Annotated in this window: 14 protein-coding genes and 1 tRNA gene; 13 read left to right on the top strand and 2 right to left on the bottom strand. The window is 71.2% G+C overall.

The window, feature by feature from the left end; all coding sequences use genetic code 11:
* Window positions 1-2: 2 nt before the first annotated feature.
* The 7 genes from ACWCPW_RS45065 to ACWCPW_RS45035 all read left to right on the top strand — a co-directional run bounded on the left by ACWCPW_RS45065 (window position 3) and on the right by ACWCPW_RS45035 (window position 8627).
* The gene (locus ACWCPW_RS45065) at window positions 3-899 is read left to right on the top strand and encodes a TatD family hydrolase (RefSeq protein WP_449767438.1); all 897 of its coding nucleotides are present in this window, start codon (window positions 3-5) and stop codon (window positions 897-899) included.
* Window positions 900-1108: 209 nt separating this feature from the next.
* Window positions 1109-2269 carry a ubiquitin-like domain-containing protein gene (locus ACWCPW_RS45060; RefSeq protein ID WP_449767437.1) on the top strand — a complete coding sequence of 387 codons (1161 nt, stop codon included), beginning with the start codon at window positions 1109-1111 and terminating at the stop codon, window positions 2267-2269.
* A complete protein-coding gene (gene rsmA, locus ACWCPW_RS45055; RefSeq protein WP_449767436.1) occupies window positions 2266-3207 on the top strand; it encodes a 16S rRNA (adenine(1518)-N(6)/adenine(1519)-N(6))-dimethyltransferase RsmA in 942 nt (313 codons plus the stop codon). Before ACWCPW_RS45060 ends, rsmA begins: the two co-directional genes overlap by 4 nt.
* A gap of 102 nt (window positions 3208-3309) precedes the next feature.
* Entirely contained in the window at window positions 3310-4251 is a 942-nt protein-coding gene (locus ACWCPW_RS45050; RefSeq protein ID WP_395864164.1) for a 4-(cytidine 5'-diphospho)-2-C-methyl-D-erythritol kinase, read from the top strand.
* Window positions 4252-4303: 52 nt separating this feature from the next.
* Window positions 4304-6085: an ABC-F family ATP-binding cassette domain-containing protein gene (locus ACWCPW_RS45045; RefSeq protein ID WP_449767459.1), complete on the top strand. Its 1782-nt coding sequence runs from the start codon at window positions 4304-4306 to the stop codon at window positions 6083-6085.
* Window positions 6086-6504: 419 nt separating this feature from the next.
* Window positions 6505-8043, top strand: coding sequence for a polysaccharide biosynthesis protein (locus ACWCPW_RS45040; protein ID WP_449767435.1), 1539 nt, complete (start codon window positions 6505-6507; stop codon window positions 8041-8043).
* Window positions 8044-8198: 155 nt separating this feature from the next.
* A complete protein-coding gene (locus ACWCPW_RS45035; RefSeq protein WP_449767434.1) occupies window positions 8199-8627 on the top strand; it encodes a pyridoxamine 5'-phosphate oxidase family protein in 429 nt (142 codons plus the stop codon).
* A gap of 43 nt (window positions 8628-8670) precedes the next feature.
* Here the strand turns inward: ACWCPW_RS45035 and ACWCPW_RS45030 are convergent, their stop codons facing one another.
* Entirely contained in the window at window positions 8671-8937 is a 267-nt protein-coding gene (locus ACWCPW_RS45030; RefSeq protein WP_449767433.1) for a hypothetical protein, read from the bottom strand.
* A gap of 458 nt (window positions 8938-9395) precedes the next feature.
* Here ACWCPW_RS45030 and eno point away from each other — a divergent pair, with 458 nt between their 5' ends.
* The 5 genes from eno (at window position 9396) to ACWCPW_RS45005 (ending at window position 14849) form a co-directional block, all read left to right on the top strand.
* A complete protein-coding gene (eno, locus tag ACWCPW_RS45025; protein ID WP_449767432.1) occupies window positions 9396-10676 on the top strand; it encodes a phosphopyruvate hydratase in 1281 nt (426 codons plus the stop codon).
* Window positions 10677-10731: 55 nt separating this feature from the next.
* A complete protein-coding gene (locus tag ACWCPW_RS45020; RefSeq protein ID WP_449767431.1) occupies window positions 10732-11349 on the top strand; it encodes an FtsB family cell division protein in 618 nt (205 codons plus the stop codon).
* Window positions 11350-11489: 140 nt separating this feature from the next.
* Window positions 11490-12041 carry a DUF501 domain-containing protein gene (locus ACWCPW_RS45015; protein WP_449767430.1) on the top strand — a complete coding sequence of 184 codons (552 nt, stop codon included), beginning with the start codon at window positions 11490-11492 and terminating at the stop codon, window positions 12039-12041.
* Window positions 12038-12982, top strand: coding sequence for a Ppx/GppA phosphatase family protein (locus ACWCPW_RS45010; protein ID WP_449767429.1), 945 nt, complete (start codon window positions 12038-12040; stop codon window positions 12980-12982). The genes ACWCPW_RS45015 and ACWCPW_RS45010 overlap by 4 nt, the downstream gene beginning before the upstream one ends.
* A 520-nt stretch (window positions 12983-13502) precedes the next feature.
* Entirely contained in the window at window positions 13503-14849 is a 1347-nt protein-coding gene (locus tag ACWCPW_RS45005) for an NAD(P)/FAD-dependent oxidoreductase (RefSeq protein WP_449767428.1), read from the top strand.
* A gap of 129 nt (window positions 14850-14978) precedes the next feature.
* Here the strand turns inward: ACWCPW_RS45005 and ACWCPW_RS45000 are convergent, their stop codons facing one another.
* On the bottom strand, window positions 14979-15794 hold the full coding sequence (locus tag ACWCPW_RS45000; RefSeq protein WP_449767427.1) for an ABC transporter ATP-binding protein: 816 nt from the start codon (window positions 15792-15794) through the stop codon (window positions 14979-14981).
* A 224-nt stretch (window positions 15795-16018) separates the two neighbouring features.
* Here ACWCPW_RS45000 and ACWCPW_RS44995 point away from each other — a divergent pair.
* Window positions 16019-16100, top strand: a tRNA-Leu gene (locus tag ACWCPW_RS44995).
* Window positions 16101-16285 lie beyond the last annotated feature (185 nt).

The raw sequence follows: 16285 nt of genomic DNA, 5'->3' as shown, positions 1-16285 counted from the left end.
CCTTGAGCAAGCGCAAGCGCCGGGACGGCGGGCCCCGGGACACCACCCCGCCGCCCGCGCCCGAGCCGCTCTCGGTGCCCGTGTGGGACGCCCACACGCACCTGGACCTGCAGGAGGCGAAGGTCGTCGACGCGTTGTCGGCCGCCGCCGAGGTCGGCGTGGACACGCTGGTCCAGGTGGGCATCGACGTGCCCTCGTCGGTGTGGGCGGCCGAGACGGCCGCCGCGCACGAGCGGGTGCACGCGACGGTGGCGCTGCACCCCAACGAGGCGCCGCGGATCGTGCTCGGCGACCCCGACGGGTGGTCCGGGCAGCGTCGCGGGCCGGGCGGCGCCGCCGCCCTGGACGCGGCGCTCGCCGAGATCGACCGGCTGGCCGCGTTGCCGCACGTGCGCGGGATCGGCGAGACCGGCCTGGACTACTTCCGCACCGGCGACGAGGGCGTGGCCGGCCAGCAGGAGTCGTTCCGCCGGCACATCGAGATCGCCAAGCGGCACCGCAAGCCGCTGGTGATCCACGACCGCGAGGCGCACGCGGACGTGTTGCGCATCCTGGCCGAGGAAGGCGCACCGGAACGGGTGGTCTTCCACTGCTTCTCGGGTGACGCGGAGATGGCGAGGACGTGCGCCGAGCTGGGCTACGTGATGTCCTTCGCGGGCAATGTGACCTATCCCAGCGCACAGCCGTTGCGGGACGCGCTCGTGGTCGCGCCGACGGACCTGATCCTGGTCGAGACGGACGCGCCGTTCCTGACCCCGGTGCCCTACCGCGGCCGACCGAACGCGCCCTACCTGGTGCCGATCACCGTGCGCGCGATGGCAGAGGTCAAGGGCCTGACCGAGGACGAGTTGGCGACCGCGCTCGCGGCCAACGCCGAACGCACCTTCGCACCCGCGTAGTTGCCCCGGCCGTACCGCCCGTCACCCGGACGACCGGGTGGCGGGCGGCGGTACGCCCGCGCCGGTGTACAGTCCGATGCTCGTCGGGCGGAACATCGGCCCGGCCGCTCGTCGGGTTCGACCGCGGCTCGGCCCGCTCGGACCACACCCCCGCACCACACCCCCGCACCACACCGGACCAGCCCCTTCGGAATCCCCCAGGAGCACCGTTGAGTCGTTCCGCCGGCTCCGCCCGCAGGCGCAACACCGCCCGGGCGGGTCGGGGCGGCAGCCGCCCCGGACCCTCTCTGCGCACTCTCGTTCCGCAGGCCCTCGTGGTCGCCGTCCTGGTCGGTGGCACCACGGCCTTCGTCTCCTACGACAAGACGGTCACCCTCGTCGTGGACGGCGAGGAGCGCACCGTGCACACGTTCGCCTCGGACGTCTCCGGGCTGCTCGGGCGCCAGGAGATCAAGGTCGGCGAGCACGACATCGTCGCGCCGGGACGCGAGGCGGGAATCGAGGACGGCGACCGCGTCGCGGTGCGCTACGGCCGGCTGCTGACGATGACCGTCGACGGGCGCCCCCAGCAGGTCTGGGTGACCGCGAAGTCGGTGTCCGAGGCGCTGGAGCAGGTCGGCGTGCGGGCGGACGGCGCGTACCTGTCGGTGTCGCGCGACCTGCCGATCGGCCGCCAGGGGCTGAACCTGGACGTGCGCACCGAGCGGGCGATCACCTTCCTGGTCGACGGAAAGACCGTGCCGCTGCGGACCAACGCGCCGACCGTGCAGGCCGCCCTGGAGCAGGCCGGGATCGCGATAGGGCCACAGGACCGGGTGGACACGCCGACCGACGCGTATCCCCAGCAGGGGCAGACCATCTCGATCCTGCGGGTCACCGGCACCACCGTGACCAAGGACGAGAAGATCCCGTTCAAGACCACCAAGCAGGACGACCCGACCCAGTTCAAGGGGACCGAGGAGGTCGCCACCAAGGGTGTGGTGGGGCTGCGCCAGATCACCTACTCGTACGAGACGATCAACGGCGTCAAGCAGGAGCCGCGCAAGATCTCCGAGAAGGTGGTCAAGGAGCCGGTGACCCAGATCGTCAAGGTCGGCACCAAGGAGATGCCGAACTCGGTGGCCGGGGCCGACCAGCTCAACTGGGGCGCGCTCGCGCAGTGCGAGTCGGGGGGCCGGGCGAACGTGGTGGACGCGTCCGGGACCTATCACGGGCTCTACCAGTTCGACGCGCAGACCTGGCAGTCGATGGGCGGCACCGGGGTGGCAAGTCAGGCACCGGCGTCGGAACAGACATATCGGGCAAAGCTCATGTTCGTCCAACGGGGGTCGAGTCCGTGGCCGCTGTGCGGCAGTAGGCTCTACTCGTGAGTGATCTTCCCGCGGGACCGGGACTGCTCGGTGCCGCGGACATCCGCGCGCTCGCCGAGGCCCTGGGTGTACGCCCGACCAAGCAGCTCGGCCAGAACTTCGTGATCGACGCCAACACGGTGCGGCGCATCGTGCGGACCGCCGGCGTGCGCGCCGAGGACGTGGTGGTCGAGATCGGCCCCGGGCTCGGCTCGTTGACGCTGGCGCTCCTGGAGAGCGCCGCGCGGGTGGTCGCGGTCGAGATCGACCCGGTGCTCGCCCGGCACCTGCCGACCACCATCGAGGCCCGGATGCCCGAACGGGCGGCCGACTTCGCGCTCGTGCACGCGGACGCGATGACGGTGACCGAACTGCCGGGGCCGGCGCCGACCGCGCTGGTGGCGAACCTGCCCTACAACGTGTCCGTGCCGGTGCTGCTGCACATGTTGCAGACCTTCCCGTCGCTGGAGCGGCTGCTGGTGATGGTGCAGTCCGAGGTGGCGGACCGGCTCGCCGCGACGCCCGGCGGCAAGGTGTACGGCGTGCCCTCGGTCAAGGCCGCGTGGTACGCCGACGTCAAGCGCGCGGGCGCGATCGGGCGCAACGTGTTCTGGCCCGCGCCCAACGTCGATTCGGGCCTGGTGTCGTTCGTGCGCCGCGAGCCGCCGAAGACCACGGCGACCCGCCGGGAGGTGTTCGCGGTGGTCGACGCCGCGTTCGCGCAGCGGCGCAAGACGCTGCGGGCCGCTCTGGCGGGCTGGGCCGGTTCCGCCGCCGGTGCCGAACAGGCACTGCGCGCGGCCGGGATCGACCCGCGCACGCGCGGCGAGGCGCTGGGTGTCGAGGCGTTCGCCCGGATCGCCGAGCATCGTCCCGGGTCGGCCCCGCCGGGTGTGCGGGGCGATTCGGGTGAGCCGACCGTGCCGGGCGAGGCCGACCCGAACGAGCCCCGCGCCTGAGGACGCGGGGCCGCCGTCGATACCATCGGCGACGGTGCCGAGGAGTTCGCACGGCCCCCGTCCGAAGAGGCCCGACAGGGCCACGAAGGAGTTCCACGAGCCGTGTCTTCCGTCACCGTCAGTGTTCCCGCGAAGGTCAACCTGCAACTCGCGGTCGGTGGGGTGCGGCCGGACGGCTTCCACGAGCTGGTCAGCGTCTTCCACGCCGTGTCGCTGTACGACGAGGTCACCGTCACGCCCGCGGACCGGTTGAGCCTGGCCTGCGAGGGCGAGGGCATCGCCGAGGTTCCGCTGGACCACAGCAACCTGGCCGCGCGCGCGGCGATCCTGCTCGCCGACCGGCTCGGGCGCGAGCCGAACGTGCGCATCCACATCCGCAAGGGCATCCCGGTCGCGGGCGGCATGGCCGGCGGCAGCGCGGACGCGGCGGCGACGCTGCTCGCGTGCGACACGCTCTGGCGCGGCGACACGCCTCGCGAGATGTTGCGCCGGCTGGGCGCGGAGTTGGGCAGCGACGTGCCGTTCTCCGACCTGGGCGGCACCGCGATCGGCACCGGACGGGGCGAGCGGTTGGCCTCGGTGCCGACCACGGCGCGCTTCCACTGGGTGTTCGCGCTGGCCGACGGCGGGCTGTCGACGCCGGCCGTGTACGGCGAGTGCGACCGGTTGCGCGAGGTCGCGGGCGAGGCGGTCGGGCGGCCCGCGCCGCGCGAGGAACTGATCGCCGCGCTGCGGGCCGGCGACGCGCACGCGCTGGGCGCGAACCTGGTCAACGACCTGCAACCGGCGGCGCTGTCGTTGCGGCCGGCGCTGGCCGCGACGCTGCGCGCGGGCATGGCCGCGGGCGCGGTCGGCTCGCTGGTGTCCGGGTCCGGACCGACGTGCGCGTTCCTGGCGCCGGACCGGGAGACCGCGCACGTGGTGGCCGAGCGGCTCACCGGATCGGGCACCTGCCGGGCCGCGCGGGTCGCGTTCGGCGCTGTGCCCGGTGCCCGGGTGTTGCCGCGCCGGGTCGTTCCGGTGGAGCGCGAGAACACCGTGTAGCGCGGACCGTTAGAGTTGGTCGAATGCGAGCGTTGCGGTATGGCGGTTCGGTCTGATGGCGAACCTGGTCAATCTTGAGTCGGTCGGCAAGGCGTATGTCATGCGCACCTTGCTCGACGAGGTGTCCCTCGGTGTCGCCGAAGGCGACCGGATCGGGGTCGTGGGCCGCAACGGGGACGGCAAGACCACGCTGATCCGGGTGATGGCCCAGCGGGAGCCGGTCGATTCGGGCCGGGTCACCCACGTGGGGGGCCTCAGCCTGGGCATCCTGAGCCAGCAGGACGACCTCGACCCGGCGGCGACCGTGCGCCAGGAGATCGTCGGCGACCGCCCCGAACACGAGTGGGCGGGCGACGCGCGCATCCGCGACGTGCTGACCGGGCTGTTCGGCGGGCTGGCCATGCCCGGCTTCGAGAGCGGCATCGACTCGGTGATCGGCCCGCTGTCCGGCGGCGAGCGGCGGCGGATCGCGCTGGCGAAGCTGCTGATCGAAGAGCACGACCTGATCATCCTGGACGAGCCGACCAACCACCTCGACGTCGAGGGCATCGCGTGGCTGGCCGGCCACCTCAAGACCCGGCGCTCCGCGCTCGTCGTGGTCACCCACGACCGCTGGTTCCTGGACGAGGTCTGCACCCGCACGTGGGACGTGCAGGGCGGCAAGGTGCACGACTACGAGGGCGGCTACTCGGCGTACGTGCTGGCCCGGGCCGAGCGCGCGCGGATCGCGAGCACCGAGGAGACCAAGCGGCAGAACCTGGTCCGCAAGGAGCTGGCCTGGCTGCGGCGCGGCGCGCCCGCGCGCACGTCCAAGCCCAAGTTCCGGATCGAGGCGGCGAACGAGCTGATCGCGGACGAGCCGCCGCCGCGCGACACCCTGGCGCTGCGCGGCTTCGCCAACGCGCGGCTGGGCAAGACCGTGTTCGAGCTGCTGGACGTACGGATCGAGGCGGGCCCCAAGACGCTGCTGGAGCACCTGACCTGGAACCTGGGCCCGGGCGACCGGATCGGCCTGGTCGGCGTCAACGGCGCGGGCAAGACCTCGCTGCTGCGCGCGCTCAAGGACGCGGCGTACCAGGACCGGCAGCCGGCCGCCGGCAAGGTCGTGGTCGGTCGTACCGTCAAACTCGCCTACCTCTCCCAGGAGGTCGCCGAACTCCCGCCCACGCTGCGGGTGCTGGAGGCGGTGTCGCAGATCCGCGAGCGGGTCGAGATCGGCAAGGGCAAGGAACTGACGGCCGGTCAGCTCTGCGAGCAGTTCGGCTTCACCGGTGAGAAGCAGTGGACGCCGGTCTCCGACCTGTCCGGTGGCGAGCGTCGCCGTCTGCAGCTGCTGCGGTTGTTGATGGACGAGCCGAACGTGCTGTTCATGGACGAACCGACCAACGACCTGGACATCGAGACGCTGACCCAGTTGGAGGACCTGCTGGACGGCTGGCCGGGTTCGCTGGTGATCGTCAGCCACGACCGGTACTTCATCGAGCGCACCACGGACACCGTGCTCGCGCTGCTCGGCGACCGCACGCTGCGGATGTTGCCGGGCGGCATCGAGGAGTACCTCAAGCGCCGTAGGGACGCGGTCGAGGCCGGGGCGACCGCCGCGCCGACCCGGCGCGGTTCCGGCGACACCCGCGCGGCGAAGAAGGAACTCCAGCGGGTGGAGCGGCAGTTGACCAAGCTGGCCGACCGGGAGAAGAAGGTGCACGACGGCCTGGCCGAGCACGCCACCGACTTCGACAAGGTCTCCGCGCTGGACGCCGAACTGCGCGCGATCCGGGACGAGCGCGACGAGTTGGAGATGCGCTGGCTGGAGCTGGCGGAAGAGGCGGAGTAGCGCGGGCGGCCGGGCGCCTCGGGGGGCGGCCGGCCGACTCCACACGTGTCCACCTCGGTGTCGGCCGCGGTCGGGCACGGCGGGATGACGGCACGAACACGAGCCGGGAACACCCCGATGATCACCGGGTGATGCTTCGCGGACAGGGAAAAGGCGAAGTTGCGGGCGTTTGGGCAAAACCGCGACGGGGGCCGAGGGTGGGCCGTACGCTGAATCCCGAGTGCCGGTGGTTGCCTGCGCGGTTGTTGGTCCATCCGATGCGCCTGGGCCGCAAGTGACGTCGCGACTGTGGGGCCACCGGGGTCGTGGGGGCAATTGGGGCAGTCGCGTACGACCGCCGGGGTGGGGCGTGGTGCGATGGGGAGGGACGCCCTTCCGCACCGGTGTGTCGGTGCCGCGGGTGGTCGGTGCACGATCCGATGCCGATCACGCTGCACCTGACCAAGGGGGGCTTGATGGGTCGGAGTTCGGCAGCGACGGATATTTCGGGAGCGGGTCTGCGGACCCTGGTCGTGGGGGCCGGGTCGGCGGGCAGCGCGTTGGCGCGGGATCTGTTGCGGACGCCCGATTTCGGGTTGCGTCCGATCGGGTTCCTCGACGACGACCCCGACAAGGACGGAGTACGCGTCGCCGACGCGGACAATCCACAACATCTACTTCCGGTCCTGGGCGGCCTCGCCGCCCTGACCGACGTGGCACTGGAGCACGGCATCGAGGTGGTCGTGCTGGCCATCCCGGGGCTTGCGCACGAGGAGTTTCGCAAGGTGGCCGCCGGGGCCGCCGCGATCGGCGCCGCGGTGCGGTATCTGCCGTCCTTCCTGGTCGCGTTGCGGCGCGACGTGGTCGGCAGCGACATGCGCATGCTCGACGTCAACCGACTGATCGGTCGGCAGGAACTGCACGTGGTCTCGGCGTCCGTGCGCGAGGTGATCGCGGGCCGCCGGGTGCTGATCACCGGCGCGGGCGGCTCGATCGGCAGCGAGTTGTGCCGGCAGGTGTACGGCTTCGGGCCGAGCCGGATGTACATGCTCGACCACGACGAGTCCAACCTGCACCGCCTCCAACTCGACGTGTGGGGCGAGGCGTTGCTCGACGACGAGACGCTGGTGATCGCGGACATCCGGGATCGGCCGCGGATCGAGCAGCTCTTTCACGACCTCAAGCCGGAGGTGGTCTTCCATGCCGCCGCGCACAAGCACCTGCCGCTGCTGGAGCGGCATCCGTGCGAGGCGGTCAAGTCCAATGTGCTGGGCACGGAGAACCTGGTCCGGGCCGCGCTCGACGTGGGGGTCGAGCGGTTCGTACTGATCTCCACGGACAAGGCGGCCGACCCGGTCTCGGTGCTCGGCGCGACCAAGCGGCTCGCCGAACTGATCGTGCAGGCCAACACGCAGGCGCCCGGGGTGTTCGCGGGCGTGCGTTTCGGCAACGTGCTGGGCAGCCGGGGCTCGTTGTTGTCCGTACTGGCCGAGCAACTGCGCGCGGGCGGCCCGGTCACCGTCACGCACCCGGACGTCACCCGGTTCTTCATGACCATCGAGGAGGCCGTGGGACTGGTCCTGGAGGCGGGTCGGATGGCCCAGGGCGGGGAGATCTTCGTCCTCGACATGGGCGAGCCGGTACGGATCGTGGACCTGGTGCACAAGTTCGCCGAGCAGGTGAATCTGCCCAACGTGCCGATCCGCTTCACCGGCCTGCGTCCGGGCGAGAAACTCAACGAGGCGCTGTTCTCGGCCACCGAGGAGCGCCTGCCCACCGAGCACCGCCGGATCCAGGCCACGGTGCCGCCGGGCCAGGCGCTGGACGCGGTGGTGCGGTTGCCGGAGTTGTACGACGCGGCGGCGGTCAACGACACGAAGGCGGTGCGCGCGCTGCTGACCGAACTGCTGCCGGGCTACGTCACGCCGGAGCCGGCCGGGACCGAGGTGTTGTCGGCGCCGTACCCGGACGACTTCTAGAGGATCCGCACGACGCCCGTCGGGATCGAGGCGGACCCTCGTCACGATCGGGACGATCCTCGTACACCTGATGGACGGTAATACCGTGACCGGTGGGGCGGAGGGCGCAGTACGGTGGCCATGAGGCCCCTGTGCTGCGAAAGGCGGATCCTCCGATGATCGACCCCGAACTGAGGACGGCTCTGGACGCGATGCTCGGCGATCCGGAGCACTGGGTGCACGTGGGCACGGTGACCCCGACGGGGGAGCCGCACGTGACACCCGTGATGCTCGCGTACGACGACGAGTACCTCTACCTCAGCCTCACCGGCCGGACCAAGAAGGCCAATCTGGAACACGATCCGCGGGTCTGTCTGTCGATGGCGCGGGACGGCGACATCGCGCACGTCATCGTGTGGGGCGAGGTCGCCATGCGCGAGGACGAGTGGGCACAGGAGCGCTGGGAGTTCGCGATGCGGCACATCCTGGGCGACGAGGGTCTGGCCCAACAGCGCCGGCCGCTGTCCCGCGAGGGTACGAGCCTGGGCGTGGTCACCCCCAAGCGCTGGCGGGTCTTCGGCCTGGGCCTGGGCCCGGGTTCGTGAGTCCCGCCCCACTCCTCGCGCGGGCGGCGATCGTGACCCGGGGTCAGCCGTGCAGCGCCTCGTCGGCCTCGCGGTGGATCTCCGCCTGTGCGAACAACACCGAGGCCACGTAGCACGGCAACGCGATCAAAGCGGCGACGAGCACGACATCCTCGGCCCGAAGCAGACTCGTCGCGACCCCGATCAGCGCCAGCGCCAACGGCAACCACCGCCGCCAAGCCGCCAGTTCACGCATCCGCACCACCCGCGCGGCCCGCACGAGCACCGCTCCGCCCGCCGCCGCCACAAAGCCGATCGCCAGCAACTCCACAGCAGTACACGGGCCTTCCGGGCATGATCGACGCGAAAGCGAACGCCCCCAAGCAAACCAGAAGTTCCCCGAGTCCGCCCCCCGATCGAGCCGCGTCGAACACGATCGAACTCCGGCCGGCGGCGTACGGATCACCCGCGTGCCGAACGACACGCCGAACGACCCCGACGCGACGCCGAGGTGGTCGCCGACGTCTACGCCCCGCCCGGGCGCCGCCCGGCGCCGGGCGGCGGCAGGCCGTGCCGGACGTACGTCGCGTGGCCCGTCGCACGTGGGAGGCCGGTGCCGTCCCGGCCGGGAGTGCCGCGCCCGTCGACCGAGCGCCGCCCGGGGGAATCCGTTCGCATTCCCGTCACCCGCCGGTCGCCCACAGCTACCTGTTCCCGGGCGAATCCGAAGGCGGGCTGCTACTAGGCTGGCCCGGCAGACCAGCGTGCCCCTTGATCAAGGAGAAACTCGTGCCGTCCATCGACGTCATCCACGCCCGGGAGATCCTGGACTCCCGAGGGAACCCCACGGTGGAGGTCGAGGTCGTCCTCGACGACGGCAGCTCGGGCCGTGCCGCCGTGCCGTCCGGCGCTTCCACCGGTGCCTTCGAGGCCGTCGAACTGCGTGACGGCGACGAGACCCGCTACGGCGGCAAGGGTGTGCAGAAGGCCGTCGACGCGGTCAACGAGCGCATCTACGAGGAGATCGCCGGCACCGAGGCGGACGACCAGCGGCTGATCGACCAGGCGATGATCGACCTGGACGGGACCGAGAACAAGGCCGAACTCGGCGCCAACGCGATCCTGGGCGTCTCGCTCGCCGTCGCGCACGCCGCCGCCGAATCGGTGAATCTGCCGCTGTTCCGCTACCTCGGCGGCCCGAACGCGCACGTGCTCCCGGTGCCGATGATGAACATCCTCAACGGTGGTGCGCACGCCGACACCAACGTCGACATCCAGGAGTTCATGATCGCGCCGATCGGCGCGGAGAGCTTCGCCGAGGCGGTGCGCTGGGGCACCGAGGTCTACCACTGCCTCAAGTCCGTGCTCAAGGCCCGCGGCCTGGTCACCAGCATCGGCGACGAGGGCGGCTTCGCGCCGAACCTGGAGAGCAACCGCGCCGCGCTCGACCTGATCGTCGAGGCGATCGAGATGGCCGGCTACACCCCGGGCGCCGACATCGCGCTCGCGCTCGACGTGGCCGCCTCCGAGTTCCACACCGACGGCGCGTACGTGTTCGAGGGTGCCAAGAAGACCTCCGCCGAGATGTCGGCCTACTACGCCGAGTTGGTCGCGGCGTACCCGCTGGTGTCGATCGAGGACCCGCTGGACGAGAGCGACTGGGAGGGCTGGGTCGCGCTCACCGCGCAGCTCGGCGACAAGGTCCAGCTCGTCGGCGACGACCTGTTCGTGACCAACCCGGAGCGCCTGGCGCGCGGCATCGAGGAGAAGGCGGGCAACGCGCTTCTGGTCAAGGTCAACCAGATCGGCACGCTGACCGAGACCCTCGACGCCGTGTCGCTCGCCCACCGCAACGGTTACCGGTGCATGATGAGTCACCGGTCCGGCGAGACCGAGGACACCACGATCGCGGACCTCGCGGTGGCCACGGACTGCGGCCAGATCAAGACGGGCGCCCCGGCGCGCTCCGACCGGGTGGCCAAGTACAACCAGTTGCTGCGCATCGAGGAGATCCTCGACGACGCGGCGGAGTACGCCGGTCGCGGCGCGTTCCCGCGCTTCGACGGCTGACACCGGGTCGAGCGGAACACCGCCGGCGCCGCATCGAGGGAACGGCGGAGGACGCGTGAGCGAGCAGCGCGAGGACGGTCGCGGGACGACCGCCCCGAGCGGGGCCGCCCGCGCGTCCCGGGCCGTCGCGCCGCCGCGTCAGGCGCGCGGAGACCGTCCGGCGGCACCGGCCAAACCGAAGGTCGTCGCCGCGGTCGAGTCCATCAAGGACTCGTCCGCGGCGGCGAGCCTGGGTCGGCTGCGCCGGCGCGGCGGCGGCAAGTGGATCGTGCTGACCCTGGTGGTGCTGAGCCTGGCCGTCGCGCTGGTGTACCCGCTGCGGCAGTTCCTGGACCAGCGGGCCGAGGTGGACGACCTGCGCGAGAGCACCCGCAGGCAGCAGGCCGAGACCGAACGCATGCGGTCCGACCTGGAACGCTGGAACGACCCGGCGTACGTACGGCAACAGGCGCGCGAGCGGCTGCACTTCGTCTACCCGGGCGATACCGCCTACCTGGTGGTGCCGCAGCCGGGCGAGCCGGGCAACCCGGCGCCGCCCACGCCCGCGCGGGCCGGTTCGCCGCCGTGGTACCGCAACCTGTGGGACTCCACGCGCGACGCGGACCGGGCCGGCACGCCGACCGTGAGCGCGGCGCCCTCGCCCACTCCGACGCCCGCCGCGTCGATCGGCTAGTACCGGGCGCCGAGAACGGCGATCCTTGTCCGGTGGCACCGGCGGCCGGCTCGCTCGAACCCGAGCGGGACCGGTACGGCACGGCACGCGGATCGAACGTCGGTCCGAAGCACTCAGCGAAACAGGAAATACTCTCCTACATGGATCAGCAGGACATCGACGCCGTCAAGGCGCAGCTCGGCCGTACCCCGCGTGGTCTGCGCGGCGTCGCGCACCGGTGCCCGTGCGGGCTTCCGGACGTCGTGGAGACCGCCCCACGCCTGGAGGACGGCTCGCCGTTCCCGACGCTGTACTACCTCACCTGCCCGCGGGCGGCGTCCGCGATCGGCACGCTCGAGGCGAACAACGTGATGCGCGAGATGAGCACGCGCCTGGCCGAGGACGAGGACCTCGCGGCCCGATACGCCGCCGCGCACGAGGACTACATCGCGCGCCGGGACGCGATCGAGGTGCTGGAGGGCTTCCCGTCGGCCGGGGGCATGCCGGATCGGGTCAAGTGCCTGCACGTGCTGGCCGGCCACGCGCTGGCCGCCGGGCGCGGGGTGAACCCGCTCGGCGACGAGACGTTGGACGCGCTGCCGGACTGGTGGGCCAAGGGCCCGTGCGTGTGTGTGGACAAGCCGGACGCGGCGGCAGAGGCCGCGGAGGCCGACGAGGCCGACGCCGCAGCCACGGAGGACGAGACCCGATGACCCGACGCGTCGCCGCGATCGACTGCGGCACCAACTCGATCCGCCTGCTGGTCGCCGACCTGGACCCGGACGCCGGGACGCTGGTCGACCTGGACCGGCGGATGCGGATCGTCCGGCTCGGCCAGGGCGTCGACCGGACCGGCCGGCTCGCCCCGGAGGCGCTGGAGCGCACCTTCGACGCGTGTCGCGACTACGCCAAGACGATCGGCGAACTCGGCGCCGAGCGGGTGCGCTTCGTGGCCACCAGCGCGAGCCGCGACGCGGAGAACCGGGATGTGTTCCGGGACGGCGTGCGGGAGATCCTGGGCGTCGAGCCCGAGGTGGTCTCCGGCGACGAGGAGGCCACGCTGTCCTTCACCGGGGCCACCCGCGAACTGGCCGGCACCGGCGCGGTCGAGACGCCGTACCTGGTGGTCGACATCGGCGGCGGGTCCACCGAGTTCGTGCTGGGCACCGACCGGCCCGAGGCGGCCCGCTCGGTGGACATCGGCTGCGTCCGGATGACCGAGCGGCACCTGCGCGAGGACCCGCCGAGTCGGGCTCAGATCACCGCGGCCATCGCCGACATCGAGGCCGCGATCGCGCAGGCCGCGGCGGTGGTCCCGATGGACCGCGCCCGGACGCTGGTCGGCCTGGCCGGCTCCGTCACCACGGTCGCCGGCATCGCGCTGGACCTGCCCGAGTACGACTCCACCGCCATCCACCACGCTCGGCTGACCCTCGATCAGGTCCGCGCGGTGACCACCCGCCTGCTGGCCGCCACACACGCCGAACGCGCCGCGATCCCGGTCCTGCACCCGGGCCGCGTGGACGTGATCGGCGCGGGCGCACTGGTCCTGCGCACGATCATGGAACGCACCGGCCTGACCGAGGTCGTCGTCAGCGAACACGACATCCTGGACGGCATCGCCTGGTCGGTGGCGGAAGAACCCGAGCGGTAGGTCGGAGATTCCGGTGGACGTCGCGGCGGTCGCCGACCTCGACCGCGAGGACGACGAGGACGGTCGATGGCGTGTACGCGCACGTGTGTACACCGATCCGGGATGTCGTTCGGGGCGGTTGTCGGGTCGAGGACGGAACCGGGGGCATGTCCAACGTTCGGACTCGGGGAAAAGTTTGTGAATCCCTTCACATGGCCTCCCGGGCAAAACTTGGCCATGTGGGGCCGTTTTCCTCGTGATGGGCCGGTCGGGCCGTGCCGTCACCTTCGAAGGCGGTGGTCGCCGGCGGTTCGAGGTGGAGATCACATTGCGCCGTCCCCGGGTACCTCGGGCAGGATCGACGCAGGTCATCGGGACCGAGTCGGCGGACAAGCCGGCCGATTGTGGTCGAGTGGATCTTCCTCGATCGCCCACCGTGCACAAATGCACAAGCAAAAGGACGAAGGGTACCAGACGACCCCTTCGGTACTGCGCGCGGCCTCGAAGCACCGGCGCGTTCGACCGGTGGATACTTCCAAACATGAGCAACACGGATCGCCCTCGCATCCTTATCGTCGGCGGCGGCTACGTTGGTCTGTACGCCGCGCAGCGCATCCTCAAGAAGATGCGCTACGGCGAAGCGACCGTCACGGTCGTCGACCCGCGGTCGTACATGACCTACCAGCCCTTCCTCCCGGAAGCGGCCGCCGGCAGCATCTCACCGCGCCATGTCGTGGTGCCGCTGCGCCGTGTCCTGCCCAAGGCCGAGATCGTCAACGGCCGGGTCACCTCCGTCGACCACGACCGCAAGGTCGCGCTCGTCGAGCCGCTCGCGGGCGAGTCCTACGAGCTCGGCTTCGACTACATCGTCATCGCGCTCGGCTCGATATCGCGGACCTTCCCGATTCCCGGCCTGGCCGAGAACGGCATCGGTCTCAAGACCATCGAAGAAGCCATCGCGCTGCGCAACCACGTGCTCGGGCAACTCGACCTGGCCGACTCCACGACCGACGAGGAGATCCGCCGCAAGGCGCTGACCTTCTGCTTCGTCGGTGGCGGCTTCGCCGGCATCGAGGCGCTGGCCGAGGTCGAGGACATGGCGCGCGACGCGGTGCGCTACTACAAGAACCTCAAGCGCGAGGACATGCGCTTCGTGATGGTGGAGGCGGCCAACCGCATCCTCCCCGAGGTCGGTCCGGAGCTCGGCGCCTGGACGCTGGAGCGCCTCAAGGCACGGGACATCGAGTTCCACCTGGAGACGTCGCTCAAGTCCTGCGTCGACAAGCACTGCGTGCTCTCCAACGACGTCGAGTTCGACGCCTCCACGATCCTGTGGACCGCGGGCGTCAAGCCGAACCCGGTGCTGTCCGAGTACGGTCTGCCGCTCGGCCCGCGCGGCCACGTCGACACCCGCACCACCCTCCAGGTGGTCGGCATGGACAACGTGTTCGCCGCCGGCGACAACGCCCAGGTGCCGGACCTGGCCGTGGGCGAGGGTGCCTGGTGCCCGCCGAACGCGCAGCACGCGCTGCGGCAGGCGCGCGTCCTGGGCGACAACGTCGTCTCGGTGATGCGGGGGTTCCCGCCGAGCGAGTACAAGCACAAGAACCTCGGTGCGGTGGCCGGCCTCGGTCTGCACAAGGGTGTCGCGGTGATGTTCGGCAGGTTCAAGCTCAAGGGGCTGCCGGCGTGGCTGTTCCACCGCACGTACCACGGTGCGATGGTGCCGACGTTCAACCGTAAGTTCCGGGTGTTCGCCGACTGGACGCTGTCCGCGTTCTTCCGGCGCGAGATCGTTTCGCTCGGGGCGATGGAGCATCCGCGGGACGAGTTCGCGGAGGCGGCGCTGCCGCCGGTGGCGCGGGTCGAGCCCGCGGTCAAGGGGTAGTCGCCCACGTTTCGCGGGAAGGGCCCGGTACGCCACTGTGCGTTCCGGGCCCTTTCGCGTCCGCGCCCGAACGCGGGGCGGGCCGGGAGTGCGGACCGGGCCGAAGGTGTCGGTGGGGCCGGGGTGGGGTTACGCGGTGCGGGTGGCTTCGAAGCGTTTCATGCGTTCCAGGACCAGGTCCGAGGTGGGGTCGAGCATTTCGTCGACGATTCGGCCGTCGGCCAGGAAGAGGACCCGGTCCGCGTAGGAGGCGGCGTTCGGGTCGTGGGTGACCATGACGATCGTTTGGCCGCTCTCGCGTACCGAGGCGCGGAGGAAGCCCAGGACCTCGGCGCCCGAGCGGGAGTCCAGGTTGCCCGTCGGTTCGTCGGCGAAGATGATCTCCGGTCGGCTCGCCAGCGCCCGCGCACAGGCGACACGTTGCTGCTGACCGCCGGACAGTTCGCTCGGACGGTGCTTCAGCCGGTCGCGCAGGTCGACCGTGTCGATCACGTGGTCCAGCCACGCCTGATCCGGCTTCACCCCCGCGATGTCCATCGGCAGCGTGATGTTCTCCAACGCGGTCAGCGTCGGCAGCAGGTTGAACGCCTGGAAGACGAAGCCGACCTTCTCCCGCCGCAGCAGGGTCAGTTTCCTGTCGTCGAGAGAGGACAACTCCACGTCGCCCAGCCGGACCGAGCCGGTCGAGATCGAGTCCAGGCCCGCCATGCAGTGCATCAGCGTGGACTTGCCCGACCCGGAGGGCCCCATGATCGCGGTGTACTCCGCGCGCCGGAACCCGACCGAGACGTCATCGAGCGCGAGCACCCGCGTCTCGCCCGTGCCGTAGATCTTGCTCAGGTCGGTGGCGACGGCGGCGAGCTCGCCGTACGCCCCGACTCCCGCGATGGGTTCGGTGGCGGTCACATCGGGCCTCTTTCCTTGCGGGCGTGATCGGGCCCGCATCGGCCGGACCCTCGACCCCGTGGTCCTACCCAGGTGCGCCGGGCGAATGCGGAACTCCCCTGCTCAGCCGCCCCAAACCGCTCATTCGGCACCATCTGTACGGCACCGGGACGGGTCGCCCCCGGTCGCTCTCCGCGATCGAACAGGCCCGCGGAACGGCTCTGCGGGGGCTCCGAATCCAAGGGGCCAACCCGGTGCGCCGGGGCCGCTACGCTCAGCATCGCCCCCGGATGGTGGAACGCAGACACGAGGAGCTTAAACCTCCTTGGCCGCAAGGCCGTGCGGGTTCGAGTCCCGCTCCGGGGACAACTCGAAAAGGCCGCTGACCTGCAAGAACGCCGTACGGCGGCGGATCGGCGGCGGCGGGCCTCGGTGGTCTGGACCACCGAACGGGCATATTCCCGGGCCCGCGGGCCACCCTTACTCGCGAACAGCGCAGGGTGTTCCCGTGGTGACAGCGATCGGCTTCGCGATGGATTCCATCCGACTTT

This window comes from Embleya sp. NPDC001921 (assembly GCF_053594475.1).
Note: the sequence above shows the minus strand (reverse complement) of the source record. Positions and strands in the feature narration are given on the sequence as shown.

What these genes read in the sequence shown, in the direction of transcription:
- ACWCPW_RS45005 (WP_449767428.1), top strand. Translation starts at nt 13,503, where the DNA reads ATGAGCAACACGGATCGCCCTCGCATCCTTATCGTCGGCGGCGGCTAC.
- ACWCPW_RS45035 (WP_449767434.1), top strand. Translation starts at nt 8,199, where the DNA reads ATGATCGACCCCGAACTGAGGACGGCTCTGGACGCGATGCTCGGCGAT.
- ACWCPW_RS45040 (WP_449767435.1), top strand. Translation starts at nt 6,505, where the DNA reads ATGCCGATCACGCTGCACCTGACCAAGGGGGGCTTGATGGGTCGGAGT.
- ACWCPW_RS45000 (WP_449767427.1), bottom strand. Translation starts at nt 15,794, where the DNA reads ATGCGGGCCCGATCACGCCCGCAAGGAAAGAGGCCCGATGTGACCGCC.
- ACWCPW_RS45015 (WP_449767430.1), top strand. Translation starts at nt 11,490, where the DNA reads ATGGATCAGCAGGACATCGACGCCGTCAAGGCGCAGCTCGGCCGTACC.
- ACWCPW_RS45010 (WP_449767429.1), top strand. Translation starts at nt 12,038, where the DNA reads ATGACCCGACGCGTCGCCGCGATCGACTGCGGCACCAACTCGATCCGC.